The following is a 25,199-nucleotide window of genomic DNA, read 5'->3' on the forward strand; positions in this document are numbered from 1 at the left end:
ACGCACAACTATCCATTATCAACTATCCATTGTCAATTATCAATTAAGCTCTCTCAACTTTTCCTGAATCCCCACCTGATTATTTCTTTCCAGGTTGGCTTCTTACCGTACATTAAAATGCCAACGCGGTAAATTTTAGCTGCAAGCATGCTTGCCAGAATAAAAGATGCTATAAGTATAAAAATGCTTAACGCAAGCTCCCAGTAAGTAACCCCTGCCGGAACACCCTGCGCTACCCTGCCCATCATGACGATGGGAGAGGTTAACGGGAACATGCTGCCAAATACAGCAAGGCTTCCATTGGGCATATTTACTGCTTTGGTCAGCATCACAAAACCTATGATCAATGGCAGTGTTATCGGCAGCGTGAGCTTCTGCGCATCTTCTTCGCTTTCGCTTACCGCACAGCCGATAATGGCGTACAGCGCGGCATACAGCAGGTATCCTCCTAAAAAATAAATGATAAACAAGGCAATGATCAACGGGAAATTTATGTCATTAAGCTGGGTAAAAACATCCTGCATATTATCCATCCTGCCTGCACCCCCGGTTATGGAAGCCAGGCTATCGCCGAGCATCAGGGGGGCTGCCAGGGCCTGCAATATCAAAGCTAAAACAATCCAGATGAAGAATTGCACCAGGCCTACCGCACCGATACCTAAGATTTTCCCCATCATTAACTGGAAGGGTTTTACGCTGCTGACAATGACTTCTGCAATACGGTTTATTTTTTCTTCCATCACTCCGCGCATAACAATGGCGCCGTAGATAAGTAAAATAAAAAATATCAGATAGCCGCTGATCATGCCGATAATATAGCTGATGCCTGATTTTATGTTGGACTCATCATCGCCCTGCATATTTACAAACTGCACTTCACGGTTGGCGCGTTCTATTTCTATAGCTTCGCGCTGCTGTGGCGACATATTGTTTACACGCATTTGCCGCAGGCGTTCATTGATTGACTTTTGTATATTGTCCTTGGCCATAATGCCAAGGCTTTCGCCTGTTGTAAGCTGTATGGGCGTTTTATCGTCAATGCTGTCGCTGGTTACCAGAAAGCCACTGTATTTCTTTTCCTGTATTTGTTGTGCCAACTGCTGCTGCGTAAGGCCGTTTACGAAAATAAATTCGGCATCTTTGTTTCCAGGAATGGTATCGCTAAAAATACCTGCATTGTCCACAACAGCTATTTTTGTTTGGGTACCATCATATACCATAAAATAAAATATAGCCAGGTATATCCCGAATATGAGTACGGGCAATAAAATAGTTGTAAGCAGAAAAGATTTTTTTCTTACACGCGTAAGGAACTCTCTTTGAAAAATCAGGAATATTTTGTCCATATATTTTTGTTGTACGGATTACTCAAATGTTCGGCTGACGGCATTTGTACCGTTTACCAGTTTTATGAAGATATCGTTCAGCGAGGGTAAAAGTTCACTGAACGATTCTATCTCTGCTTCTTTTTCAAGCAGGTAGCGCAATACGTTATTACCCGGCATTGATTCATTCAGCCTGATGATTATTTCGCTATTGTTGTGTTTAATAATTTCAAAAGGTGCATCGGAAAAGTCAATATTTTGGTTGCGGATCTTTATAAAAAAATGGTTGTCGCGATATTGCTGCTTTACACCTTTTACCGTGCCGTCAAGTATTTTTTTGCCGAGGTTTATCAATACAATTTTATCACAGATCTCTTCTACCTGCTCCATCCTGTGGGTACTGAAAATAACGGTACTGCCGTTTTTTGCAAGGTTATAAATTTCATCTTTGATGAGGTTGGCATTCAACGGGTCGAGGCCGCTGAAAGGCTCATCCAGAATGATCAGCGACGGATTGTGCAAAACAGTGCTGATGAATTGCAGCTTCTGGCTCATACCTTTGCTAAGGTCCTGTACTTTTTTATTCCACCAGCTTTCCATATGCAATTTAGAAAACCACTCCTGTACTTTTTTTGTTGCGTCTGCCTTAGACAATCCTTTTAAGCGGGCCAGAAAAACGGCATGCTCACCAACTTTCATTTTTTTATACAACCCGCGTTCTTCAGGCATGTAGCCTATTCTGGCAGTATCTTTCGACGGGTTAAGCTTCCTGCCATCCAGGAATATTTCTCCTTCATCGGGATAAGTAATGCCTGTGATCATGCGGATCAGGGTAGTTTTTCCTGCGCCATTGGGACCAAGCAAGCCGAATATTTCTCCCTGGTTAATAGAAAAACTTACATCGTCAACCGCTTTGTGATTGCTGAAATATTTTTTGAGATGCTGTAGTTTTAATAGCTCCATCGTTTAGAATTAAGACCGAATATAGAAAAAAGTTTCCGCATTTGTTGAATTCAAGATTCTGCGCGCAAAGCTATACCCCGGAAAAACTTTGTCTGCAGAACAACTCCAGCTGTTGACCTCACCCTGGCGCTCTCCTCGTGAGAAGGAGCCAGCGCAAGCCTCACGATGCAGCAAGGTTCTCTGTGATACTTTTGGGATAACATTGTACTCTTTGCATCTTGTTGGTTCTTTTGCGGCAACGGCAAAAAGAATAATGATTTTATTGAGGTTATCTGAAAGTCATTAAAAGAATATTTTATGTAGATGTATATGTCAGGTGAAAACACCTGACATGGCAACCTTTGCGTGAAAATTTCAAAAGAGATTTCTTCTAAAACTTCACTGCGTTACGTCTTATCGCAATGTCACAGCACTCAAGCCTCACGCGCGCGAGGTACGAGCGAGCAATCTCATTCGCCTCACCCCAACCGAATTCTCCTAATGTACCACTAATACCTCTGCGATCTCAGCGTAAAAACTTCGCGCTACTTTGCGTGAACGTTTCAAAAGAGATTGCTTCTTACACTTCACAGCGTTACGTTTTATGCAATGGCTGCCACGAACAGCTTGTACTCTTTGCAAAAAGCTTGTGTGCTTTGTGTTTAATCTTTGCCAAAAAATATCCAAATGGAGATACATAAAGAGAGAATAAAACTATAAATGAAACATGTGCATAAGCATAAAATAAAAAAAGAAAGCCATCTCTACAAGACAGCCTTCTTCTCTTAAAATCTATATTCTATGAAACCTGCTATATTCGCTGATGATTATTTATTCTGTGTCCCGTCCTGATAGATCCAGCCGGTATTGATAAACATAGCCATCTCCATCAGCGTATACACCATTGATAAGGGCATAGCTGTTTTTTGAACCCTGCAATACCTTATCAATATCTTCCGGAGTACGCACCGGCTGGTTGTTGATGCTGATAATGATAAAGCCATTAGCCACGCCTGCTTTTCTCAATACGCCATCTTTGAGGTTAGAAACCTGCACACCGTTTCTGATGCCGTTCTTTCTGGCTGTGCTGTTGTCCACAGGTTTTAATGTAGCGCCAAGGCTTGCTGCACCGGTAGCTGCGGCTACTTCATTCTCAACTTCGCCCAGCTGCTTCTGAAGCGTGGCGGCGGTATTGTATGCTTTACCGGCACGTATGTACTCCATCACTATTTTATCGCCGGGTTGTTTACTACCAATAGAGGAAGAAAGTTCAGCGCTGCTTCTTACTGTTCTGCCATCTACCTTGGTAATGATGTCGCCTTTTTTCAAACCTGCCCTTTCAGCAGCGCCATCTTTGCTTACGCCGCTCACGTATAAGCCGGTATTGAAATTTTCAATCTTCAATTCTTTCTTCTGTGCATCAGAGAAGCTGCCTACATCGCCGTATGAAATGCCTAAGTAACCGCGCTGTACCACACCATATTTGATCATATCATTTACTGCTTTCTTTACCAGGTTTACCGGTATGGCATAGGAGTAACCGGCGTAGGTGCCTGTCGGAGATGCAAGCGCTGAATTTACCCCCACCAGCTGTCCGCTGGTATTTACCAGCGGGCCCCCGCTGTTACCACTATTCACAGCAGCATCTGTTTGTATGAATGATTCAATAGCGGCTGCTTTGCCCTGCATGTTTCGCTGGTTGATGTTGATGCTTCTGCCCATCGCACTGACAATGCCGGCAGTAACGGTAACATCAAGCCCCAATGGGTAACCGATAGCCAGTACCCACTGTCCCAGTTTTACATCATCGCTGTTTCCCATTACAAGATGCGGAAAATTATTACCGTCAATTTTTAGTACAGCCAGGTCAGTACTGGGATCTGTGCCTACTACTTTTGCCGTGTAGGTTTTCTTTTCAGCTGTGGTCACAGTTACATTGTCTGCCCCCTGCACTACGTGGTTGTTGGTAACGATGTACCCGTCTTTTGTAATAAAAGCTCCGCTGCCGCTTGCTCTCTGTTCGGGCTGTACCATTCTGCCGCCGCGTCCAGGATTACCGAAGATGCCGCCGAACGGGCCGAAGAAATCATCAAAAGGGTTGTAAGAGTCTTCGCCTCTTTCTATTTCCCTTGCTTTGGTAAGCGTTTTAATATGCACAGTAGCGGGGGTGGCAGCCATTGCTGCAGCAGTAAAATCTATATCGCCGGGCGACAGGTGATTCCTGTTGGAAGAATCCAAAAAGCTGGCATAGTTTACCGGGTAGGAAGCATTTTGTGATTCAAAAAGCGCCTGCTTTGATTCCATATATTTTCCATAACCCCAAATTCCTGCTACGGCAGAAATAAGACTGATGCCCGCAACTCCTAAAATTTGTTTTATATTCATTTGCATTTATTTTTTTAAAATCATGATGTTTTTACTGATCACAAAATAAACATTTAATATATAGAATAAAAATAAAGAAAATACTAATTAACAAAAAATTCACGAAGACTTTCGTAGATAAAATCACCTTCCGAAACGGTAGTAATGCAAGAGTTCGGGGTTTTCGCCACGCAATAATTTCACGATCATTTTTGCACCCTGCACAGAAAAGGTAATACCATTGCCACCGAAGCCAAGATTGAAAAAAGCATTAGGCATTTTAGAATATTTACCAATGTAAGGCAAAGCATCTTTGGTTCTGCCGAAGGCTCCTGCCCAGCTAAAGTCTTCTATGAAATCTACACCCGGCACCAGCCCTTTTAATTTTTTTTCGAGCCGCTCTGATTTTTTATTCTTTGTTTTAAAACTAAGGCTGGCTGTGCTGTACCTGCCGTCTTCGCCACCCGCGAGCAGCCTGCCGTCATCCGTAGTGCGTGCATAGAGATAAGGCACGTCTGTATTCCATACAAGCGTTTCTTTCCATGCTTCTTTCAGCGGCATGTTTTGTTCGCTGATGGTAGCATAGGTAGTAATGATCTCAGCTATTTTTTCATCAATATATTTCAATGATTCAAAACCGGTGCAGAAGATAACTTTATTAGCCGCTACTACATTTTTGGCCGCAGTGGTTAATTTCACTCTCTGCTCTGTGCATTTGATATCTGTAACTTCTGTATGGTCATACACCTGCATACCTTTGCCAACACAGAAGGATATTAATTCATGAGCCAGCCTGTAGGCATCTGCGCTTGCAGCAGTATCCGAAAGAATGCCGCCGCTGGAAGCTATGCCATACCTGCTTTCTATTTCCTTGCTATCAAGCCACTGCACGCCTAAGTTGTACTTATCTCTGATCTTAAACTCCTCATGCAGCCAGCGCGATGCTTTTTTGTTGTGCGAAACGTACAAGGATTTTTTAGTTTCAAAGCCACATTCAATATTATTTTTGCTGATTATTTCGCCTAAATCTCTTATGGCATCTATACCTGCTCTATAGCATTTTACTGCCCCTTCTTCGCCGATTATATCTTTCAGCTTGTACAAAGGCATATCTATTTCGTATTGCAGCATAGCTGTGGTGGCAGAAGTGCTGCCCTGCGCCACATCTCTTTTATCTAAAAGCACTACATCGTAGCCGGCAGTTATAAGTTCGTAGCATATTAATGCACCTGTAATGCCGCTACCTAAAACCACAATATCGGTAGAAATATTTTCGTGAAGCGAGGGATAACTGTTGAGCAAGCCGTTGCTTACCAGCCAGAAGGATTCAAAAGTTCTGAGTCTCATAAATGTTCTTCTATCCTTAAAAAAATTAAAGCCACCGTTTCATGGGTGACTTTAATATAAGAGTTTTAAAATTGTACTATACTTTTCTTTTTGTTATCATGCTGTAGATCCATAAAAGAATGATAGCGCCTAAGATTGCAAGGAAGAAGCTCCTGATATTGAAGCCATCTGTTGTTCCCCATCCTAACATTGTACCTATCCAGCCGCCTACAAAAGCTCCGAGGATACCTATAATGATTGATGCGATCCAACCGCCTGGATCAGCGCCCGGGCGAATAGCTTTGGCAATAGCTCCTGCTATCAGACCAAATAAAATCCATGATAAAATTCCCATAGTTTTTTGTTTTTAAAATTAAAAAAATTAGTGTTTAGTTCTATTAAAACAAAAGTTGAGCCAAACTTTTATTTGCATCTGCATTGTTGCATTTTTTATATTTTTTAAGATATTATTAATGCAGCTAATCAATGAAACTTTTGCACCAGTAAGTTGGCAGTATATTTGATCTAACTTCACAAAACAAAAACTATAAAAATATGCAACCACAACCAATGACTACGCTCACAGAAGTACTGAATAGCCTCAGAAAAAAAGGCATAGACAGCGAGATAAAATTAAATGATGCCAACGAAATGCAACATGATAAATCCGGGAAAATATTCAAGCCCGAGGAGCTGACCATTATTAAAACATACCGTTTTGAAGGGCAGTCTGACCCCGGAGATAATTCTGCATTGTATATAGTAAAAGATGCACAAGGCAACAAAAGTTTTATACTTGATACCTATGGGGCTTATTCAGACAACCCCGGGCCGAAATTTGACGATTTTTTAAAACAGATACCTGTGGAAGAAGTTCCGGAACTCTGACACTTAAACAGCAACAACATGGAAATAACTTATCAATTCAGTTATGACTATATCCCCTCAGATATTGTAGAAAAAGAAGAGAGCTACAACGAGGAAAGGAGACTGAGAAAAGTTGAAACAATTAAGAATATCATCAGCGAGTACACGGCAAAGCTGCCGGGGATGGAGTACAAAATAGAGGCTGCCAAAGGCGAGGGCCTTCTATTGCTCACCTGTGAAGAAACGGACAGCCAATACTACAAAGAATTTGATGAAGCGTTGAAAGCAATCGGCATTACGAACACCACGATACCTCAGGAAGAAAAGCCGGAAACAAACGAAGGCTATGTTGCTACTCCCACTATTGATGTAACTGAAGAAGCAACGCAGGCTTCAGATGATACTGCTGTAGCTTAATTTGCTGAACTACTTGTACACAAATTCCATTGCACTCTTTCCAGATGCCGTTTCGCCGAAACCGTTAAAGAAGAATCCGGCAGCTTCGGCGTTATCACGCATATTTTCAATCTCATCCTCTGTTTTATCTTCTACGGTAAGGTAAAACAGCGGATCTATTGTTGGCGAATGTTCCAGCCCTAACTCCTCTGCAATATCAATGATCTCTTGTGTAATGTTTGAAGTTTCGTCTGCCATGGCTTATTGTTTTTATAAATTTAGCAAGAAATTTTATTGAAATAATAAGTTGCAAAGAAATTAATAATGATTTAATACCGGCTGGCAATAAATATGCCCGGCAACTTTTGTAACCGGGCATATGAAACAGCTTAATTGAAAATTTATACATGAACTTCTACCTGGTGCGTTTGCTCATCATTCACCAGTGTGATGTAGTCTGACTGCAGCTCTGCGCCATCTGTAATGTACCTCGCGGGTTTGCCGGAATTTGTATTGAATACAGATATCCTGTACAAAGTGTTTTCATATTTATAATCAATGCGGAATGAGTTCCAGTTTTCAGGCACACACGGATCGAAGTAAAGCTTTTCTGCTTTGCGTCTCAATCCGAGCAGCGACTCAATTATAAACTGGTACATCCACGCCGCAGAACCGGTATACCACGACCAGCCGCCTCTTCCTTCATGCGGTGCCACGCCATAGATATCCGCCGAGATCACGTAAGGTTCTACCTTGTAGCGCTCTATCTTTTTCTCGGTCTTGCCCAGGTTCACCGGGTTGATGAGTGAGAACAGCTCCCAGGCACGCTGATCTTTCAGTTTTGCAAAAGCCATCAGCGACCAGATAGCAGCATGTGTGTATTGCCCGCCGTTTTCACGCACGCCCGGCAAATAGCCCTTGATATAGCCGGGGTTTGGATTGGCCTTATCAAACGCAGGTGTCAGCAGTTTTATAAAGCCATGCTCGCGGTTTACCAGGTGCTCATTCAAAGCTTCCATCGCTTCTGCGGACCGTTCCGGAAGGCCCGCGCCTGAAAGCACTGACCAGCTCTGAGAGATGGAGTCTATCTTACACTCTTCATTTTCAGCAGAGCCCAGCGGCGTGCCGTCATCAAAGTATGCGCGGCGGTACCACTTGCCATCCCAGGCATGTTTGTTGATATTGTCTTTGAGAATTTCTGCCTGCATCCTGCACTCTTCTGCAAATTCAGGATCATCATTCATATGTGCAATATCAATAAATTTAATCAGCACATCGTAGAGGAAGAAGCCGAGCCACACGCTTTCGCCTTTGTCATGCTCGCCCACTTTGTCCATGCCATCATTCCAGTCGCCGGATCCGATCAGCGGCAGCCCGTGCTTACCGAACTTCAATCCGTAGCGTATGGCGTATACGCAGTGTTTGTACAAAGATTCGTAATGGTTCAGGAACACCGGCAGGTCGTAATAAGACTCTTCATTGGGCCTTAACAACCTTCCCTCTATGAATGGTACACTTTCACCGAGAATATCCTTGTCGCCTGTGATTTCCACATAGCGTGCGGTTGCATACGGCAGCCACAGATAGTCATCAGAACAGGTAGTACGCACACCTCTTCCCGTTGGCGGGTGCCACCAGTGCTGCACATCGCCTTCTTTAAACTGGCGCGATGCTGCCCGGAGAATGTGTCCCCTGGAAATGTCTTTGTGATTGTGCATCAGCGACATTACATCCTGCAACTGATCCCTGAAGCCGTAAGCGCCACCTGACTGGTAAAAGCCGCTGCGCCCCCAGTACCGGCTTGCCAGCACCTGATAAGTAAGCCAGCCGTTGGCCAGCACATTCAGCGCTTTATCCGGTGTATTGATCCTGATGTCGTCCAGGATATCTGTCCACTTATCTTTCACTCTTTCAAATGCTGCTTCGCAGGCTGCCCTGCCTTTGAATTTATCGCAGAGCAATTTTGCCTCGGTGATGTTATTGCCTGAGCCCAGCCTGAAAACAATTATCTTTTCTTCCTCTTTGTATATATTTATTTTAAGCTGAATGGCTGCGCAGGGATCGTAAGCTGCACCTACTCTTCCTGAGAGCTTCGACCTGCGCATGGCTGCCGGCCTTTCAATATTGCCGTTTCTGCCGATGAATTCCACGCGGTCGCCGGTAAAGCTTTTATCGGTACCATCCACATCAAAGAAGTTTACTTTTTCTGCGTAAGTAGTGTTGTATTTATTGCGAGAGAAAATGGCGCCGTTCACATCTTTCTCCGTAATAACGTACATGCCTGTTTTATGCGGGCTGTCTCCCAGTACCCATTGCGCAAAGCCGGTAACAGAAAGTTTCCGGTCTTCGCCCGAATTGTTCTTGATCCTCAGCTCAAAGAACTTCACACTTTCTTCCGCATCTACAAACACTTTCATGGTGGTGTATATATTGCCTTCCACGTGTTCAAATACAGAGTAGCCGAAGCCATGCCTTGTAAGGTATGGATATTTGCTTGTTTTCGGGTAAGGCATCGGCGACCAGAACCTGGCTGTTTCTTCATCACGGATAAAGAAAGCTTCGCCCGCACGCTCGCCCACCGGGTCGTTGTACCAGGGTGTAAGCCTGTATTCATGCGCATTATCTACCCATGTGTATGCCGATCCGCTCTGGGTAACTACTGTACCGATCTTTTCATTGGCAATCAGGTTGCTCCAGGGCGCAGGTGTGGTTTTTTCGGGTGTAGTCAATATTACATACTCCTTTCCGTCACTGGTATAGCCGCCTACCGAATTATTGAAAATAAGATCATCAGGCAGCGCCAGTTTTTGTTTTGGAAGCGTCTCTCTCAACACAGAATACACAGGCTGAATAGCTGCCGGCATTGCCTTTGAAAGCACTTTTTTATTTACCTGCTCAGACAGGCTTCCTGCCGCACCGTCAAAGATCACTCTGGCTACCGTCTGGAACAATATTCTGTCTTCATTGGATATCTGGTCGCCGGTTCTTACGTAGATCCTTCCCGGCCTTTCATTGATGTACACGCTGCTCATGGCTGCAATGTAGTTCTGTATCTCGTCCTGTAACTCCTGGCGGTAGCTGCCGTAATCTTCATTCCAGATAACGAGGTCTACAGACAAGCCTTTCAGGTGCCAGTACATATGCGCCTTGATCAGGTATTTAGTAAGCTCAAGCTCTTCGTTGTTTTGTATTTTCAACAATACGATCGGCAGGTCGCCCGAGATGGCATAGCCCCACAAGCTCGACTGGCCGCGGTTATTGCTCTTAATAATGTTGGAATCTGCGCGGTAGCTTGGGTTGCTGTAAATAATGGAGCTTGCTATCCTGTTGAACAATTGCGCGTCTGCTTCCGCAGCATTGATCTGGCGCAGCAACACCTGGCTGTGTGTCCAGGAAAGTTCAAATGCCCTGTTCTTAAGGTATTTATCCTGGTATTTACTCATGAGGCCTTCACAGATCTCTTCTGTATGCGCGATGCCTATTACCAGGTCAAAAGATGCGGTCTGGTTGGGCTTCAGCGATATACGGTAGCGTATGGCCACGATAGGATCCAGCACAGAACCCTGCATACCTGATAATGCCACATTCTTTTCAAGCACTTCCGGCTTCTGTACCGAATAACCGCGGCCTATGAATTTCATGCGGTCGGTTTCGTAAGAAACTGCGTCTATTTCCACGCCGCTTACAGACATCTGGTGAAACATCCACGGCGGGGTTTCATTATTTGACCTGGCCCGCCTGGTACACATGATGGCAGACTTAGCCGGAACGATCCTTGTTTGTACAAACAGGTTGCTGAACGCAGGATGTGCTTCATCGGCAGCCTGCGGCGCCAGCACTACTTCTGCATAGCTGGTGATCTCAATAGTTTTTTTGGAAGAATTACGGTTGGTGATCCTTACCCTTCGCATTTCAATATCATCTTCAGGAGAAACCACTGCTTCAGTTTTTACCTCAAAACCATTATCATTTCTTCTGAACTCCACGTGGCCCTTAGAAAAGATGGTCTCATAATCTTTACTTTCTACCTGTGTAGGCTGGTGAGTATTTGACCAGTATTTTCCTGTTTCCACATCTTTGATATAGCAGAACAAACCCCAGTTGTCAAGCGTAGTATCCTCTCTCCAGCGTGTAATGGCAATATTGTTCCACCTGCTGTAACCTCCGCCCGCATTGGTCAGCATCATCTGGTACTTACCGTTAGACAATAATTGTATATCGGGAATGATGGTATTGGGCGTATTGTTGATCCTCATCTGCGGCTCCGGCGTGGAAGTGATAAGGTCTGACAGTTCGGTATCCTGTGTATAGTAGTTTGAAACGCGCGGTATTCTTTCCTGCAACAGCAGTATGGTTGACTGAAACTGCGGGTCTTCGCGGAAGCGCATCTGCATTTTTTTATCTAATAAAATATAAGCCAATGCCAGCAATCCCATACCCTGGTGGTGCACCATGAACGACCGAATGATCTCATAGCTTTGCTTGCGCGGCAAGCGTGATGCGGTATAATCAATGGCTTCAAAGAAACCATAGCGGCCTTCAAAGCCTTTTTTAGACATTAACCGCAGGTTGTCGCACGATTCTTTCGGCGCTACCATCAGCGCAAGCATAGTGGCATACGGTGCAATCACCAGGTCTTCTCCCAGGCCGCGTTTCAGGCCCATACCCGGTACGCCAAATGCCTTATACTGGTAGTTAAGATTAGCATCTACCATGTTATAGCCGGATTCTGATACACCCCACGGAATACCGTTTTGCTTGCCATACTCAATCTGCCGCTCAACCATAGCTTTTGAAGTCTGGTCAATGAGCGTATTGGGGTAAGTAGGCATTACCAGTTGTGGCATCAGGTATTCAAACATTGAGCCGCTCCAGGAAAGCAACACCGGCGCCTTGTCGCCCATGGTGAGCAGTCTGCCAAGCGCGAACCAGCTTTGCTGGGGTATACGCCCCTGTGCGATTGCTACGTAAATTGCGAGCCTGGCTTCTGATGCAAGCAGATCGTAATAGCTGGCATCTTTGCGGTGCTCGCTTACGTTGTAGCCAATGTGCAACAACTTTTTATCACGGTCGTAAAGAAAATCATATTCAACATCTACAAACAAATTGCATTGCCTGCTCAATTTATCTATACGTGTGATGAGCTCCGTTGCTGTTCGGCTTGCATACGATATTTTTTGCTTTACCTCAAGCAATATTTCTTTCTCTTTGAGATCGGCTGTTGTTTTTATTACCTGGTCCAGCACGGGATAAGCACGTTCTGTATACGTAGCGAGGTCTTTAAAAGTAGGCACTTCATTGAGGAATGCCAGCTCTGTATGCTTCTCATGCAATGGCAGGTGTATAATCCAAGGCATGTAAAACTCAAGCTCAGCGCGGATATCCTGCAATTGCTTCTCGAGTTTTTGCATCCATACTGCACCTACGTTTTGCTGTATCACCTGGAACTTATTAATATGCTCTTTGGAAATTTCTTCAAAGTGCGCAAGCGCTACCAGGACTTCACTGATCTGCACGGGTGTTTTCTCATAAAATTCACGTATGTCTGCCTTGAACCTGTTTAAGGATGCCTGCTCCAGCGTGCCGAGTTCGCTTTGCATCACTGCAATGGTATCCAGCAATCCGTTAAATAGCTTGTTGTCTATAACTTTATCTGCCGGTATATCCAAAAGGCCCTGGCGCAGGGTAAGCAGATGGCCGGATAAGTTGCCGCTGTCTACCGTGGACACGTACAAAGGATAAAGAGGCTCTAAGGTTTGGGTATCGTACCAGTTATAAAAATGGCCGCCGTAACGCTCCATTTTAGTCATTGTCTCTATTGTTCTTTCGGTAGACTTTATCAATTGCCCTGCAGTGATGTAGCCGAAGTCATAAGCCGACAGCGATGACAGCAAACTCATACCAATATTGGTTGGCGAGGTTCTGTGCGCAATGGCTTCCTTAGGGTGCTGCTGGTAGTTGTCCGGCGGCAGCCAGTTGTCTTCTTCAGTAACAAAAGTTTCAAAGAACAGCCAGGTCTTGCGCGCCAGTGCTCGAAGGTAGATAGTATCTTCCGCAGACAATTCAGCTATTTTTTTCTCGCGCGGCTTGCTAAGCCACCATACCATATACGGGCTGGTGATCCATAGGAGCGTTATAGGAATAGCAGTGAGCAACGCTGCCGGCACATACACGGAAAGATACACCAGCAGCGCAATTGAAAGCACAGGCGCTATCCACATAAACCTGAAGGCATCCGCAACAGAGCCGTTTGACTTAAACTGCTGACTTGCTGAAGGAGTCCACTCCAACAGCTTTCTTTTAGAAATAATCATCCTCCAAAGCGCCTTAACAATGGCATCCAGGTTGTTGAAGGCTTCGAACGGAAGCACCGCAAAATTGAAAACAAAATGTGTAAGCCCGGTAATGAAATTACGTGTAACATCATACAGGTGAAACTTCAGGTTTACCTCTTTTGATTTATGAAAAAAATGCCATACGGAGCTGGTAATATTCGGCAGGAATAAAACACCGATAACAATTAAGGGCCAAATATTTTTCTTGGGTAAAAGTGTCCATCCCAGCATCATCAGCAACAACAACGCCATGGGCACCAGGCTGCGGCGAAGATTATCTATTATCTTCCATCTGGACAGAGAAGACAGATAAGTTTTTTTCAGCTTACCAGCTTTGTTGGGTGCAAAAGGCAATGCCCACGCTGCAATCTGCCAGTCGCCGCGGATCCAGCGGTGCCGGCGGTTTACATCCGCTGCATAGGTAGAGGGATACTCTTCATAGAGCTCCACATCTGTAAGATAACCGGAACGGATATAATTGCCTTCCAAAAGATCATGGCTGAGGATGCGGTTGTCAGGAAATCTTTCGCCCAGCACTTTTTCAAAAACTTCCAGGTCATAAATTCCTTTCCCCACGAAAGACCCTTCGCGGAACAGATCCTGGTATACATCTGACACGACCCTCGTGTACGGATCCAGGCCTGAATCGTTGCCATGCATCCTTTTGTAGTACGAGCTGTTTTCACCCGGCAGGCTCACAGCTACACGTGGCTGTAGAATGCCGTATCCTTCCACAACGCGGTTCCATCTTTCATGGAGCACAGGAATGTTTAAAGGGTGTGCCATAGCGCCAACGAACTGCCTTGCTGTTTCGCGCGGCAACTGTGTATCCACATCCAGGGTAATAACATATTTTATTTTCCCAAGTTTGGATATATCGCCAACGATAAGCGAGAAGGGCTCTGTTTTGGAGTTATCAAGCAGCAAATTGTTCAGCGCCGAAAGCTTGCCTCTCTTTCTCTCTTCGCCCATCCACTTTTTTTCGCGCGGGTTCCACTTACGCGGGCGGTGAAACAGATAAAAAATATCTTTTGAAGTTTTCTTGTATTTTTCATTCAGCAGTTCTATCTGCTGTTTTGCATAGGCAGTAAGCTGCTCATCGTCAGGCATGGTTTCAGCGGCTGCATCCGGAAAATCTGTAAGCAAAGCATAATAAAGATTATCATCTGAGTTGCCCAGGTACCTTACCTCCATATCTTCTATCAACCCGTCTATGATGCTTGTGCTTCCCAGCATACAGGGCACTACAACCATGGTACTGTCTGATGTGGGTATATCACCGGAATAGTCCATCTTAGGCAATGGCGAAGGGCGCACGATGATAGTTGACAACCAGTTGACCACTGACATAACAAACTGGCTGAATGCACCCCAGCTTATGATGCCTGCAAATAATACCAGCCAGGTATCTATACCGCGGTTGTATAAAAACAAGCTTACACAAAATGCCAGGAATAAAGACAGTAATACGATAGATCCTATATAAATGATCAATCGCTGCCTGCCTGTTGCCAGCTTAAGTTTATCATTAAAGGTCATGCGCATGTGTATTTCCTGCTGGAGTTCAGCGCGGCCTTTTTTATCTAATAAGAAATAACCTACATGGCATTTACGGGGATGCTCGTTTTTAATCGCGTTGTTTTTAGCCATGTTAATGGCCTTCTCCGCAATAGCGGCCTCTGAAAAATCACTGCGCCTGGCAAAGTGCTCAATTACGTGGCGGTAATTGTCGCGGGTAGAAAAGTCCATGTTGCCGTACACGCCGTTGATATCCTGCTGCAGTATTTTATCTACGGTGCTCACGCTTTCAACAAAATCTTTCCATTCAGTTTCTTTCAGGATGCGTATACTCTCAATGGTATTGCGCATAGTTACCTGGTCGGTTGCCTGCCTCTGGCTTTCGAAGTTTAAAAGCTCACTGCTGGTGTGGCCCTGGTCTACCAGTTGCTGTTCTATCCAGGTAAGCGGGATGGCTACTGCTGCACCGCGCCCCTGCAGCCTGCGGAAAAATTCGGTTACGAAAGCGCTGGTAAGGTTGATCTTTGATTTGGCCATATCGGCGATCACCAATATTACATCACGCTGATTTTTTTCTGCTTTTTGCAATACAGAATCCGCCCAATGGTTGGCAAGGTTTTTATCGATACGGTCAATAGCCAGGCGGTTGGCAAGGCGCCTTAAATTTTCTATCAACGCAATACGCAGCATAATAGGCAACGCCCATAACTCACCAATGGTAAGGGGCGTAACAGACTGGTAGGCATTAATAAAACTCACCACATTGGCTAAATCTATCCTTCCATCGGTATGGGAAATGATCTCCAGTGCAATATCATAAACCCGCGGAAGACCTGCAGAACCACCCTTGCTAAGGTGCGGCAGGTTGCGGTTGTATTCTTTGGGAAGGTGTTTTTTACTGATGGATATCTGCTCATCTATCAGGTAATAATTGTCTAAGTACCACTCGGCTGCCGGCACAATAGGCATGTTGGCTGTAACTGAATCTGCCAGAAGCCCGCGCACCGTTTCAAGGGTATCTTCATTATCGCCCAGCCTTTTGAGAATGGTATCGCTGGCAGTTGCGGTATCTATGGAATGTGATTGTGCAATCCTTACGCCGTGCACTTCCATCTGCCTGGCGCTGTAAAGTTCAAAACGTTGTGTATCCAGGGTTTTGCCTTTGCCTTTGCGTTGAATATCTTTCTCATACTGACTGCGCAAACGCATTAATTTATCATAACTACTCTCAGCAATAATCTTCATTAAGTTCTTTTTACTTTCCATACTATCTGCACTAAATTTCTATGTTGTTTTTTGTATTTTTAATGACGGTTATTTCCACTCTTCGTTGAGCAGGCAGGCCGATATATAATTTCTTTTCTGGGCAATAGTAATATCTGCACGCATGCTCTTCTTCCATTCTTCTACTTTGCCGAAAAATTTTTCTTTGGTAAGGCCTTCCTGGGTAAACACTTCTTCCAGCTCTTTAATGTCTTTATCTGTATAGCCAAAGTCAAGGCGCAGGTATTCTTTCAGGTCTTCAAATTTGCGTGACGGGCTTTTAGCTTTAATGGCTTCAGGCTCCAGGTCTTCCTGTATGGCGCTTACTTTCTTTATGGAAATGGTCAGCAATATTTCATTATGCTTCTCTTCGTTGAAAGGCTTATCTGTGGCGAGGCAGTAAAGCTCTTTGGAAGGCGCCGGTGTAATGAGCTCTGAACTCAAAAGCTCTTTGATGGCTTTGGATATCTTATCGTTGTTTTTAATATTGAGCGCTGCTGCGATCTCTGCTTCTTTGAGTATTACGTAGTCATCGAGCTTTGTTGCTGTCTGCGCATAGTTGTAAATTTTTACTGCAAGAGATGAGACACCGAAAATATTTTTCAGCAGGGAAAAATATTCATCTTTAAGCGCTGCATCAGAAAAAACATTTACCTGTTTCTCTAAGAGATAAGCTCCTGCATCCAACGATTTTTTGATTGATTTCTTGCTCATTTATTCGATCCTAATTTTTTAAAATGCACCAGCCCGAATGCCGTAAATATACAACATAATCGAATGGCTTTCAAGATGTTTTTTTTATTGTTTTACTAATGGCAGGCTCACGTAAAAGGTAGTGCCAACGCGGGGAATACTCTCAAACCAGATGCGGCCTTTGGCATTCTCAACGATACCCTTGCTGATGGCAAGACCCAAGCCTGTACCGGAAGACTTCGTGGTGAAATTCGGCACAAAAATACGCTTGGCCTTTTCTTCATCAATGCCCATGCCATAGTCATGTACAGACACAACCACATTTTCACCATAATCCTGCATGATGATCTCAATAGAATTGTTTTCCTCTGCACTGCTGGCTTCAATGGCATTCTTGATGAGGTTGGTGAATAAGCGGGTAGTCTGTGATTTATCGAAGTAGATAAGGTCTTTACCGCTTTTTTTATACACTATCTCATAATCGCTTTCCACAGAATACATTTTTACAAGGCTATCCAGCACTTCAGATATGTGGAATTCTTCCAGGCGCACATTGCCGATATTGGCGAACTGCCCGAAATCGCCTGCTATCAGTGCGAGCTGGTCTATTTGTTCAATGAGGGAGTCTGCAATTTTTTTAGACAACTCTTTGGATGATTCATCCCCGTTATCAACCAATCTTTGCAGGAACTGCAGGTTCAGCTTCATGGGTGTGAGCGGGTTTTTAATCTCATGAGCTACCTGCCTGGCCATTTCCTGCCATGCGCCTTCACGCTCGGTTTTAGCCAGTTGCTGCACAGAAGCGTCGAGCTTGCGCACCATGCGGTTGTACTCATTGATCAGCGCACCCAGCTCATCGTTTTTTTCCCAGTATACTTCTTCATTTTCCTTACCGATGTTGATCATTTTCATCCGGTCTTTGAGTACGGAGAAGGAGTTGAGTATCCTTTGTGTGAGGAATACAGACAATACACCTGCCAGCAGAAACACCAGCGCCGTAAGAATAATGATGATGGTAATGAACGAAGAAATATTTTTATTAAGCTGGCTCTGTGAGTTCAGGAACGGGATATTGAGATAGCCCATATCTACTCCACGCAGCTGCAGTGGCGCATAGCCGCTCAAAAAACGGAAAGAACCTATCTGTTCGTTCTGGTAAAAGTCTTTTTTAAAATTTACACGCATCTGGTTGTATGCTACAGGATGCATCTGGCTGCTCAATATCTTACGGTTGTAAATATAGGGTTGAGAGGTGGTCACGATCTTGCCGGAAGTATCGTAATAATTAATGTTTTCATTGCTCACAGAAGCCATCCTCATTATTTCTGCCGTAATGAATTCATTAAACTCTTCCTGCGAAGGTACCGGCTTATCGAGCCCGAAAATGATCCTTGCATCAAACTCAATTTCTTTGATAAAACGGTTGATAACGCTATGCAGCCTGTTGACGTTTTCTTTTTCAAAATTTAGTACAAAGAAAGATATGGTAGAGCCGCCGATAAGCACAAAGGAGAACAAGCTTACAAAAATAATGGCCGTGTACACCTGGGTGCGCATGGATAGCTGTACCTTCTGCACAATGGCTTTCTTCCGGAAACGGGATTCTATCAGGAAATACAATAAGTTGATGAGTAAAATAGAAACCATGCAAAAGCCCAGCAGGTAAGAGAACATGGCAATGAATTCAAACAGCACACCATTTCTTTTTACGATCACTATCATCTTATTGTTGCCTGCATTGTACCAGTATTGGTTGCCGTTAAAATCGGGCACAACCACCAATTCTTCTACCGGGAAAGGCGACGGGTCAATGGTATCGGGAAAATCATAGTCCGTGCTCTCATGTACAATGCGCCTGTCTTTGTATATGGCAATATAATAATTGTTGGCAAGCGTTTCTATGTTATCTGTTTCTGCAAGTAACTGCAGGTACAGGTTATTGTCCATATACTCTTTGGGCGTAATGGTCAAATACAGGTAACCGGCGCTGTCTTTATCGTTGCTGACAAATTCGTTCCTGTAAATAAAAGCGTTGGTTCCCGAGTCAGACTCATTATAGAAAAGGTCGCGTATACTGATCTCCAGGCTTTTGTTGATCACAGAATCAAGGTCGGCCTTTGACAGATCATTGTTATTGAACAGCGGCTCTTCGGCTGAATTGAATGTATAGATGCCTATATCAAAATTATTGAGGTAGGCAGAAAAGTTGTTTACGTAAAGGCTGTCTTTGATAAAGCGGTTCTGCAACGAATCTTTAAAGCGGTAAAAATCTTTTTTATAAAAAAATGTGTTGAGCTCTTCAATACTCAGGGTCAACAAGTTTTCATCGGTATTGATAGATTTGTAGGATAAATTTTCTGCAATATTTTTTACTTTCTTTTCCTCAAGCACATCACTTTCTTTCAGCAGGAATGTTGCCGAGAATGAAAAGAATATTACCCAGAATAAAAAATAAGGAGAACGTATAAGCCGCGATTCCAGGTCATTAATTTTATAATGTACAAATATTATATAGCCGATAAGCCACACCATCATGCCAACCTGTACGTATATACTAATGGTATTTGTAAAACCAAATAATATTATTATGCTCAGAGTAGATGCAATGGCTAATTTCTGCCATAACGGTATGCCCATCTGGTTGGCAGGCTGCATTAAAATGTAGGTAAGGTTGTAGTAGATCAGTATCAGTACCGCAACAATAAAAAATGCCGCAGCCGTGTACTTATTAAGCTCAAAGAAATTGATCACGTTAAACGGTATGCCCGAATCTACTACGAGGCTGCGTATAATGCTGAATACAAAAAATGAAAAAATAATAAATCCAGTGAAGAATAAATAACTGAGGATGAGGTTCTTCTTCCTGTCGCCTTCCGTATAAAGATTATAATCGTACCGGTAGCGGATAAACTTGGTAATCCATAAGGTAAGCAAAGAATTGATCATCAGCGCCCCCAGGGAAGGATGCAGCGCGCTGGAAGCATAAATAGCAGGATTGAATAATTCAAACTGCCTGAAGAAAAACGGGAACGGCACAAAGTAAGAAAGGCCGCGCACGATCAATAAGCTCGCCACCAACAGCAAGAAACCTGTTTTAAACCCTTTCCTTTCTGTAACATCCAGGATGAAGTAATTGAGAAACAGCAGGCAAAAAATTACCGCTATTGCTTTTAAGATGCCCTCAGACAAGGGCATGCGCGGCTTGGCATCAGGATCAATTTTATCTATATAAAAAAGCTTTTCGCCTTTGGAGTTTACCACAGGAATGCCGCCGTCTGCACTGATGTCGTAATACTTGCTGATATTTTTATCGGCAATGAACGTATTCTTCAGGTACTTATTCTCGAAAAAATATTTTGATTTGACGGGGATCATCCCGGCTGCTATAAATGTATTACTATCAAGCCTTATAGTTTTTTTGATTAACTCATAGCTGCCGTTGGTATGCTCTACGAAATAACTGCCATCGCGGTAACTAAGCTCTTCGGGAAAAACCTCCATATCGAACCGGCTCCAGAAAATATGTTTCAGAGACGAGTCTTTGGCCATTTTGTAAATGAAAATACCGCTGGGGCTATTGTATAGATTCAGCGCTGATTTATCGGCATGCTCATCTACCAGCGTTGTAAATACAGAAAGGTTGTTGGTGAGGTTTTCAAAACCCTTTTCCTGCACATGCAGAAATTTTTCCAGGGTATTTTTTACTTCGAGGGGGGTATTGTTGTAGTTGAAGTAGTTGCCCACCACAAACGACAATGTATAAAACCAGGCAGCGATAATAAGTATGTACCCGTTCTTATAAATTAAGCGTTTGTAAAAGTTCTTCATTTAAAAAATCAGATCTTGCCAGGTTGAATGTTTTTGGCTTTGTTCCACAAATCATCCATTTCATTCAGTGTCATATCTGCCAGCTGCAAACCCTTATCTTTTGCCAGGCTTTCCATAACACTGAAACGATGCTGGAATTTTTTGTTGGTCATCTCCAAAGCGCTTTCTGCATCTACATTCAAAAACCGTGCATAGTTTACCAGGCTGAACAGCAAATCGCCGAATTCTTCCTCAATTTTATGCTGAACTGCTTCATTTTCAGCCTGTTTTAGCTCCTTAACTTCTTCTTCAACTTTTTCCCACACCTGCAATTTATTTTCCCACTCAAAACCTACCTGTCTTGCTTTCTCCTGCATGCGTGCAGCTTTTATCATTGCCGGAAGGGATACGGGTACCCCGGCCAGCACAGAACGCTTGCCTTCGGCAAGCTTTATTTTTTGCCAGTTTCTTTTTACATCTTCTTGGTCATTTACTTCTGTATCTGCATAAATATGCGGATGCCGTACGATCATTTTTTCTGCAATGCCATCAATCACGTCGCCAATGGTGAACTTATCTTCTTCTTTCGCTATACGTGCATAAAATAATATATGCAGCAATATATCTCCCAGCTCTTCTTTTATTTCAGACCAGTTTTCATTGAGAATGCCATCGCCCAGCTCATACATTTCTTCAATGGTCATGGAGCGAAGGGTGTGGATGGTCTGCTGCTGATCCCAGGGACACTGCTCTCTCAGTTCATCCATAATACGGACAAGCCTGTTGAATTTTTCCCCGATCGTATGGTTTGTAGCAGACATGTTATGCAAAAATACCCGCGTTGATCTTTCTGAGCATATCTTCTTTATGTTCTTTGCTCACCAGGAAAGAAATGTTGTGCCTGCTGCCTCCATAGCTGATCATGCGAACAGGAATGGTCTCGATGGAACTGAATAATTTAGCCAGCAGGTGATTACTCTCGATAATTTTATTGCCTACGATGGAAACAATGGTCATATCCCCGTCTACCTCTACCGATCCAAAGGGCTGAAGCTCTGTAATGATCTCTTTTAAATATGCATCTGAATCGATGGTGAGAGAAACCGCCACCTCCGAAGTAGTGATCATGTCTATGGGTGTGCGGTATTTTTCAAACACCTCAAATATTTTTCTCAGGAAACCGTAAGCTAACAGCATTCGGCTGCTCTTTACTTTGATGGCGATGATGCCGTCTTTGGCAGCCACGGCCTTGGCGCCGGTATCTTCCACGCTTTGTTGTATGGTAGTACCTTTGGCATCCGGCTCCATGGTGTTGAGCAATTTCACGGGCACATGCGACAATTGCGCCGGCCAGATACAGGTCGGATGCAAGATTTTCGCACCAAAATACGCCAACTCGGCCGCCTCGTCGAAGCTCAGTTTTTCAATAGCATGTGTTGCTTCCACTATGCGTGGATCATTGTTGTGCATGCCGTCAATGTCTGTCCATATCTCACATACAGAAGCGCTGCCGGCCGCTGCAATGAGCGATGCGGTATAGTCGCTGCCGCCGCGCTTCAGGTTGTCTACTTCGCCACGGTGGTTTCGGCAGATGTAGCCCTGCGTTACAAATATTTTGGTGCCGCTGTGTTTGTTCAGCAACTTGTTGAGGTTGGTTTTAATAAAGTTCAGGTCAGGCTCTTCGTTGGCGTCTATGCGCATAAACTCCAGCGCCGGCAACAGCAGGTGGTCTATTTTGTTTTCGGTGAGGTAAACGCTGAACAACTTGGTGCTCATTAATTCACCCTGCGCCAGGATGTCTTTGCTTAATGCATCGCTGTAAGATATTTTTAAAATAATGTTCAGGAACTCAAAATGCTCTGATACCACATCGTTTGCTTTCTGCCTGTAAAGGTCTTGCTGCACCAGTTCTGTAACAAAATTGCGGTAATGCTTCTCCAGCGCGTCAATCTTTTCCTTGGCTGCTTCCTTGTTGGTTTTTGCCAGCAGCTCGCTGATCTCCACCAGTGCATTGGTGGTGCCACTAAGTGCACTCAGCACAATAATTTTATCTTCGTTGTCGCGGGTGGCCAACTCTGCAACCTGGCGCATGCGCTCTGGCCTGCCTACACTGGTACCACCGAATTTCATTACTTTCATGTGTATTTATTTATTTTTTCTTTATGGTCGCATGGAATAGCCTTTATTCATTTCGCGGTTAGTATGCACCTTTTGCTTATGGCTATTTCATGTGTATATATTATTTTTCTTAATGGTCACATGGAATAGCCTTTATTCATCCGCGGTTGGTATGCAACTTTGTTTAGGCTATTGCATGTGTGTATATTAATGTTTTTTAGTTCCTCCGATAGTTATTTGATTTGCGCGAATATAAACCATCGGAAAATAAAAACAGTATCACAAATGCTGTTTTTATTATGAGGCAAGAAAAAACTTGTTATCCGAACTTTACCGATCAGATAAAATCTACATTGAACTTACCGGACAGCTTTCGCAGGTCTTCGTATACACTGTTCATGAGCGGTATGCCCGCCTGCAATCTCATTTTCTCAGACTCACGCTCCGGGTCGCCGGGTATTAACACTTTATCGTAACCTTCCACTGTTTGCGCCTGCCTGAACCTGTTGATCCAGTGGTCCATTTCTGCTTTAAACTCCGCTGTAGGCCTGAAAGCATCTACCCGCATAGCGCCGAAAAAATGTCCCAATCCCTGCCCGGGCATATTTTCCGGCATTGGCACATAAGCAGGGAAAGGCGGCACCCAGGGCCCGTAAGATGCGCCACTCAGCACACCGCAGAAAATATCTACCAGGCTGCCGAGGATGTAACCTTTGTGGCTGGAATGTTCAATATCGCTGCCAAGGGGCAGCATAGATCCGTTTTCCTTCAGGATGGCTGCGTTGGTTGTAGCTTTCCCTTCCATATCCTGCACCCAACCTTTGGGCGCTTCCTTTTCCTGGCGTTGCAAAATTTCCAGTTTGCCGTTGGATGCTGTGGTGGTAGCAAAATCACCGACAAAAGGCGGCTGTTCTGCCGCAGGTATCGCTACGGCTATGGGATTGGTACCCAACATTCTTTCTTTGGAAAAAGTAGGCGCCACCAGCGCGCTTGCATTGGTCATAGATATGCCTATCATATCATGCTCCAGCGCCATCATAGCGTGGCAGCCCGCAATACCGTAATGGTTGCTGTTTTTTACCGCCACCCACCCAGTGCCGGCAGTGGCAGCTTTTTGTATGGCTACCTGCATGGCAAAGGGGGCTACTACCAGCCCGAGCCCTGCATCTCCATCTACAACTGCTGTCGAGGGTGTTTCGTGAATGATCTTTATCTGAGGAGCCGTATTTATACGGCCAGCTTCCCACAATCTTACATAACCGCTTAAGCGGGCCACGCCGTGGCTGTCAACACCGCGCAGATCTGCGCTCAGAAGGGTCGTTGTTGCCGTTTGTGCATCGGCATTGCTGCATCCCATCTTTTTGAAAACATCGCTTGTAAACCTTGACAGGTCTTTAAACTGAATCAATTTCTCCATTGCTGCAAGGTAGGGAAAAAACTAAAATGAGCGTAGGCGCTATACATCTAAACGTATAAATAAACTTTTTCTGAAACGGATAGATACTTTACGGATCATGCTATGTGAGGAACACAAAGAACAACGCCACCGTTCCCATGATTCAAACATCCGGATTACAAATCCGGCGATAGGGGTTCGCCATTGCAAATGCCGAACAGCAGATACTATACATCTAAACGCATAAATAAACTTTCTGAAAAGGGTAGATCCTTATACGGATCATGCTATGTGAGGACACAAAACAGCGCCACCGTTCTCATGATTCAAACATACGGATTACAAATCCGGCGATAAGGGTTCGACATTGCAAATGCCGAACAGCGTAGGTGCTATACATCTAAACACATAAATAAACTTTCTGAAACGGGTAGATACTTTATACCGATCATGCTATGTGAGTAACACAAAACAGCGCCACCGTTCTCATGATTCAAACATACGGATTACAAATCCGGCGATAAGGGTTCGACATTGCAAATGCCGAACAGCGTAGGTGAGCGTAGGCGCTATACATCTAAACGTATAAATAAACTTTCTGAAACGGTAGATCCTTACGGATCATGCTATGTGAGGAACACAAAGAACAGCGCCACCGTTCCCATGATTCAAACATACGGATTACAAATCCGGCGATAAGAGTTCGACATTGCAAATGACGAACAGCGTGCAGTAACACAAAGAACAGCGCCACCGTTCCTATGATTCAAACATACGGAGTACAAATCCGGCGATAAGGTTCGCCATTGCAAATGCCGAACAGCAGATTGAATTTCAGGATTGTTTTAT

General features: G+C 44.1%; 14 protein-coding genes. 2 read left to right on the forward strand and 12 right to left on the reverse strand.

Annotated features, from left to right (window positions below; genetic code table 11):
* Window positions 1–53: 53 nt before the first annotated feature.
* The 5 genes from OD355_RS12745 to OD355_RS12765 form a co-directional block, all read right to left on the reverse strand.
* A complete protein-coding gene (locus OD355_RS12745) occupies window positions 54–1,346 on the reverse strand; it encodes an ABC transporter permease (RefSeq protein WP_263038874.1) in 1,293 nt (430 codons plus the stop codon).
* An 18-nt stretch (window positions 1,347–1,364) separates the two neighbouring features.
* Complete coding sequence (locus OD355_RS12750; protein ID WP_263038875.1) at window positions 1,365–2,288, reverse strand: ABC transporter ATP-binding protein; 924 nt, start codon at window positions 2,286–2,288, stop codon at window positions 1,365–1,367.
* Window positions 2,289–3,098: 810 nt separating this feature from the next.
* On the reverse strand, window positions 3,099–4,652 hold the full coding sequence (locus OD355_RS12755; protein WP_263038876.1) for a trypsin-like peptidase domain-containing protein: 1,554 nt from the start codon (window positions 4,650–4,652) through the stop codon (window positions 3,099–3,101).
* 123 nt (window positions 4,653–4,775) lie between these two features.
* Window positions 4,776–5,978, reverse strand: coding sequence for an NAD(P)/FAD-dependent oxidoreductase (locus OD355_RS12760; RefSeq protein ID WP_263038877.1), 1,203 nt, complete (start codon window positions 5,976–5,978; stop codon window positions 4,776–4,778).
* 76 nt (window positions 5,979–6,054) lie between these two features.
* Entirely contained in the window at window positions 6,055–6,312 is a 258-nt protein-coding gene (locus OD355_RS12765) for a GlsB/YeaQ/YmgE family stress response membrane protein (RefSeq protein WP_263038878.1), read from the reverse strand.
* Between the two features lie 200 nt (window positions 6,313–6,512).
* Between OD355_RS12765 and OD355_RS12770 the strand changes: the two genes are divergently transcribed.
* Window positions 6,513–6,845: a hypothetical protein gene (locus OD355_RS12770; protein ID WP_263038879.1), complete on the forward strand. Its 333-nt coding sequence runs from the start codon at window positions 6,513–6,515 to the stop codon at window positions 6,843–6,845.
* An 18-nt stretch (window positions 6,846–6,863) separates the two neighbouring features.
* Complete coding sequence (locus tag OD355_RS12775; RefSeq protein ID WP_263038880.1) at window positions 6,864–7,241, forward strand: hypothetical protein; 378 nt, start codon at window positions 6,864–6,866, stop codon at window positions 7,239–7,241.
* 9 nt (window positions 7,242–7,250) lie between these two features.
* Here the strand turns inward: OD355_RS12775 and OD355_RS12780 are convergent, their stop codons facing one another.
* From OD355_RS12780 to OD355_RS12810, 7 genes are all read right to left on the reverse strand, one after another.
* Window positions 7,251–7,478, reverse strand: coding sequence for a hypothetical protein (locus OD355_RS12780; RefSeq protein ID WP_263038881.1), 228 nt, complete (start codon window positions 7,476–7,478; stop codon window positions 7,251–7,253).
* Between the two features lie 143 nt (window positions 7,479–7,621).
* Entirely contained in the window at window positions 7,622–16,339 is an 8,718-nt protein-coding gene (locus OD355_RS12785) for a glycoside hydrolase family 94 protein (RefSeq protein ID WP_263038882.1), read from the reverse strand.
* A gap of 48 nt (window positions 16,340–16,387) precedes the next feature.
* Window positions 16,388–17,050 (reverse strand): hypothetical protein, encoded by a 663-nt coding sequence (locus OD355_RS12790; protein WP_263038883.1) that lies wholly within the window; start codon window positions 17,048–17,050, stop codon window positions 16,388–16,390.
* 84 nt (window positions 17,051–17,134) lie between these two features.
* On the reverse strand, window positions 17,135–20,857 hold the full coding sequence (locus tag OD355_RS12795) for a sensor histidine kinase (protein ID WP_263038884.1): 3,723 nt from the start codon (window positions 20,855–20,857) through the stop codon (window positions 17,135–17,137).
* Between the two features lie 8 nt (window positions 20,858–20,865).
* Window positions 20,866–21,657 (reverse strand): nucleoside triphosphate pyrophosphohydrolase, encoded by a 792-nt coding sequence (mazG, locus tag OD355_RS12800; protein WP_263038885.1) that lies wholly within the window; start codon window positions 21,655–21,657, stop codon window positions 20,866–20,868.
* Window position 21,658: 1 nt separating this feature from the next.
* A complete protein-coding gene (locus OD355_RS12805) occupies window positions 21,659–22,975 on the reverse strand; it encodes an aspartate kinase (protein ID WP_263038886.1) in 1,317 nt (438 codons plus the stop codon).
* Window positions 22,976–23,291: 316 nt separating this feature from the next.
* Window positions 23,292–24,371 carry an Ldh family oxidoreductase gene (locus tag OD355_RS12810; protein ID WP_263038887.1) on the reverse strand — a complete coding sequence of 360 codons (1,080 nt, stop codon included), beginning with the start codon at window positions 24,369–24,371 and terminating at the stop codon, window positions 23,292–23,294.
* Between the last annotated feature and the right edge of the window lie 828 nt (window positions 24,372–25,199).

The organism is Haoranjiania flava, from assembly GCF_025631005.1.
GTDB classification, from domain to species: domain Bacteria; phylum Bacteroidota; class Bacteroidia; order Chitinophagales; family Chitinophagaceae; genus Haoranjiania; species Haoranjiania flava.

Excerpts from the sequence above, each read along its gene's own strand:
- OD355_RS12760 (WP_263038877.1), bottom strand. The coding sequence starts at position 5,978 with ATGAGACTCAGAACTTTTGAATCCTTCTGGCTGGTAAGCAACGGCTTG.
- OD355_RS12770 (WP_263038879.1), top strand. The coding sequence starts at position 6,513 with ATGCAACCACAACCAATGACTACGCTCACAGAAGTACTGAATAGCCTC.
- OD355_RS12745 (WP_263038874.1), bottom strand. The coding sequence starts at position 1,346 with ATGGACAAAATATTCCTGATTTTTCAAAGAGAGTTCCTTACGCGTGTA.
- OD355_RS12805 (WP_263038886.1), bottom strand. The coding sequence starts at position 22,975 with ATGAAAGTAATGAAATTCGGTGGTACCAGTGTAGGCAGGCCAGAGCGC.
- mazG (WP_263038885.1), bottom strand. The coding sequence starts at position 21,657 with ATGTCTGCTACAAACCATACGATCGGGGAAAAATTCAACAGGCTTGTC.
- OD355_RS12785 (WP_263038882.1), bottom strand. The coding sequence starts at position 16,339 with ATGGAAAGTAAAAAGAACTTAATGAAGATTATTGCTGAGAGTAGTTAT.
- OD355_RS12795 (WP_263038884.1), bottom strand. The coding sequence starts at position 20,857 with ATGAAGAACTTTTACAAACGCTTAATTTATAAGAACGGGTACATACTT.
- OD355_RS12790 (WP_263038883.1), bottom strand. The coding sequence starts at position 17,050 with ATGAGCAAGAAATCAATCAAAAAATCGTTGGATGCAGGAGCTTATCTC.
- OD355_RS12750 (WP_263038875.1), bottom strand. The coding sequence starts at position 2,288 with ATGGAGCTATTAAAACTACAGCATCTCAAAAAATATTTCAGCAATCAC.
- OD355_RS12780 (WP_263038881.1), bottom strand. The coding sequence starts at position 7,478 with ATGGCAGACGAAACTTCAAACATTACACAAGAGATCATTGATATTGCA.
- OD355_RS12810 (WP_263038887.1), bottom strand. The coding sequence starts at position 24,371 with ATGGAGAAATTGATTCAGTTTAAAGACCTGTCAAGGTTTACAAGCGAT.
- OD355_RS12755 (WP_263038876.1), bottom strand. The coding sequence starts at position 4,652 with ATGAATATAAAACAAATTTTAGGAGTTGCGGGCATCAGTCTTATTTCT.
- OD355_RS12775 (WP_263038880.1), top strand. The coding sequence starts at position 6,864 with ATGGAAATAACTTATCAATTCAGTTATGACTATATCCCCTCAGATATT.
- OD355_RS12765 (WP_263038878.1), bottom strand. The coding sequence starts at position 6,312 with ATGGGAATTTTATCATGGATTTTATTTGGTCTGATAGCAGGAGCTATT.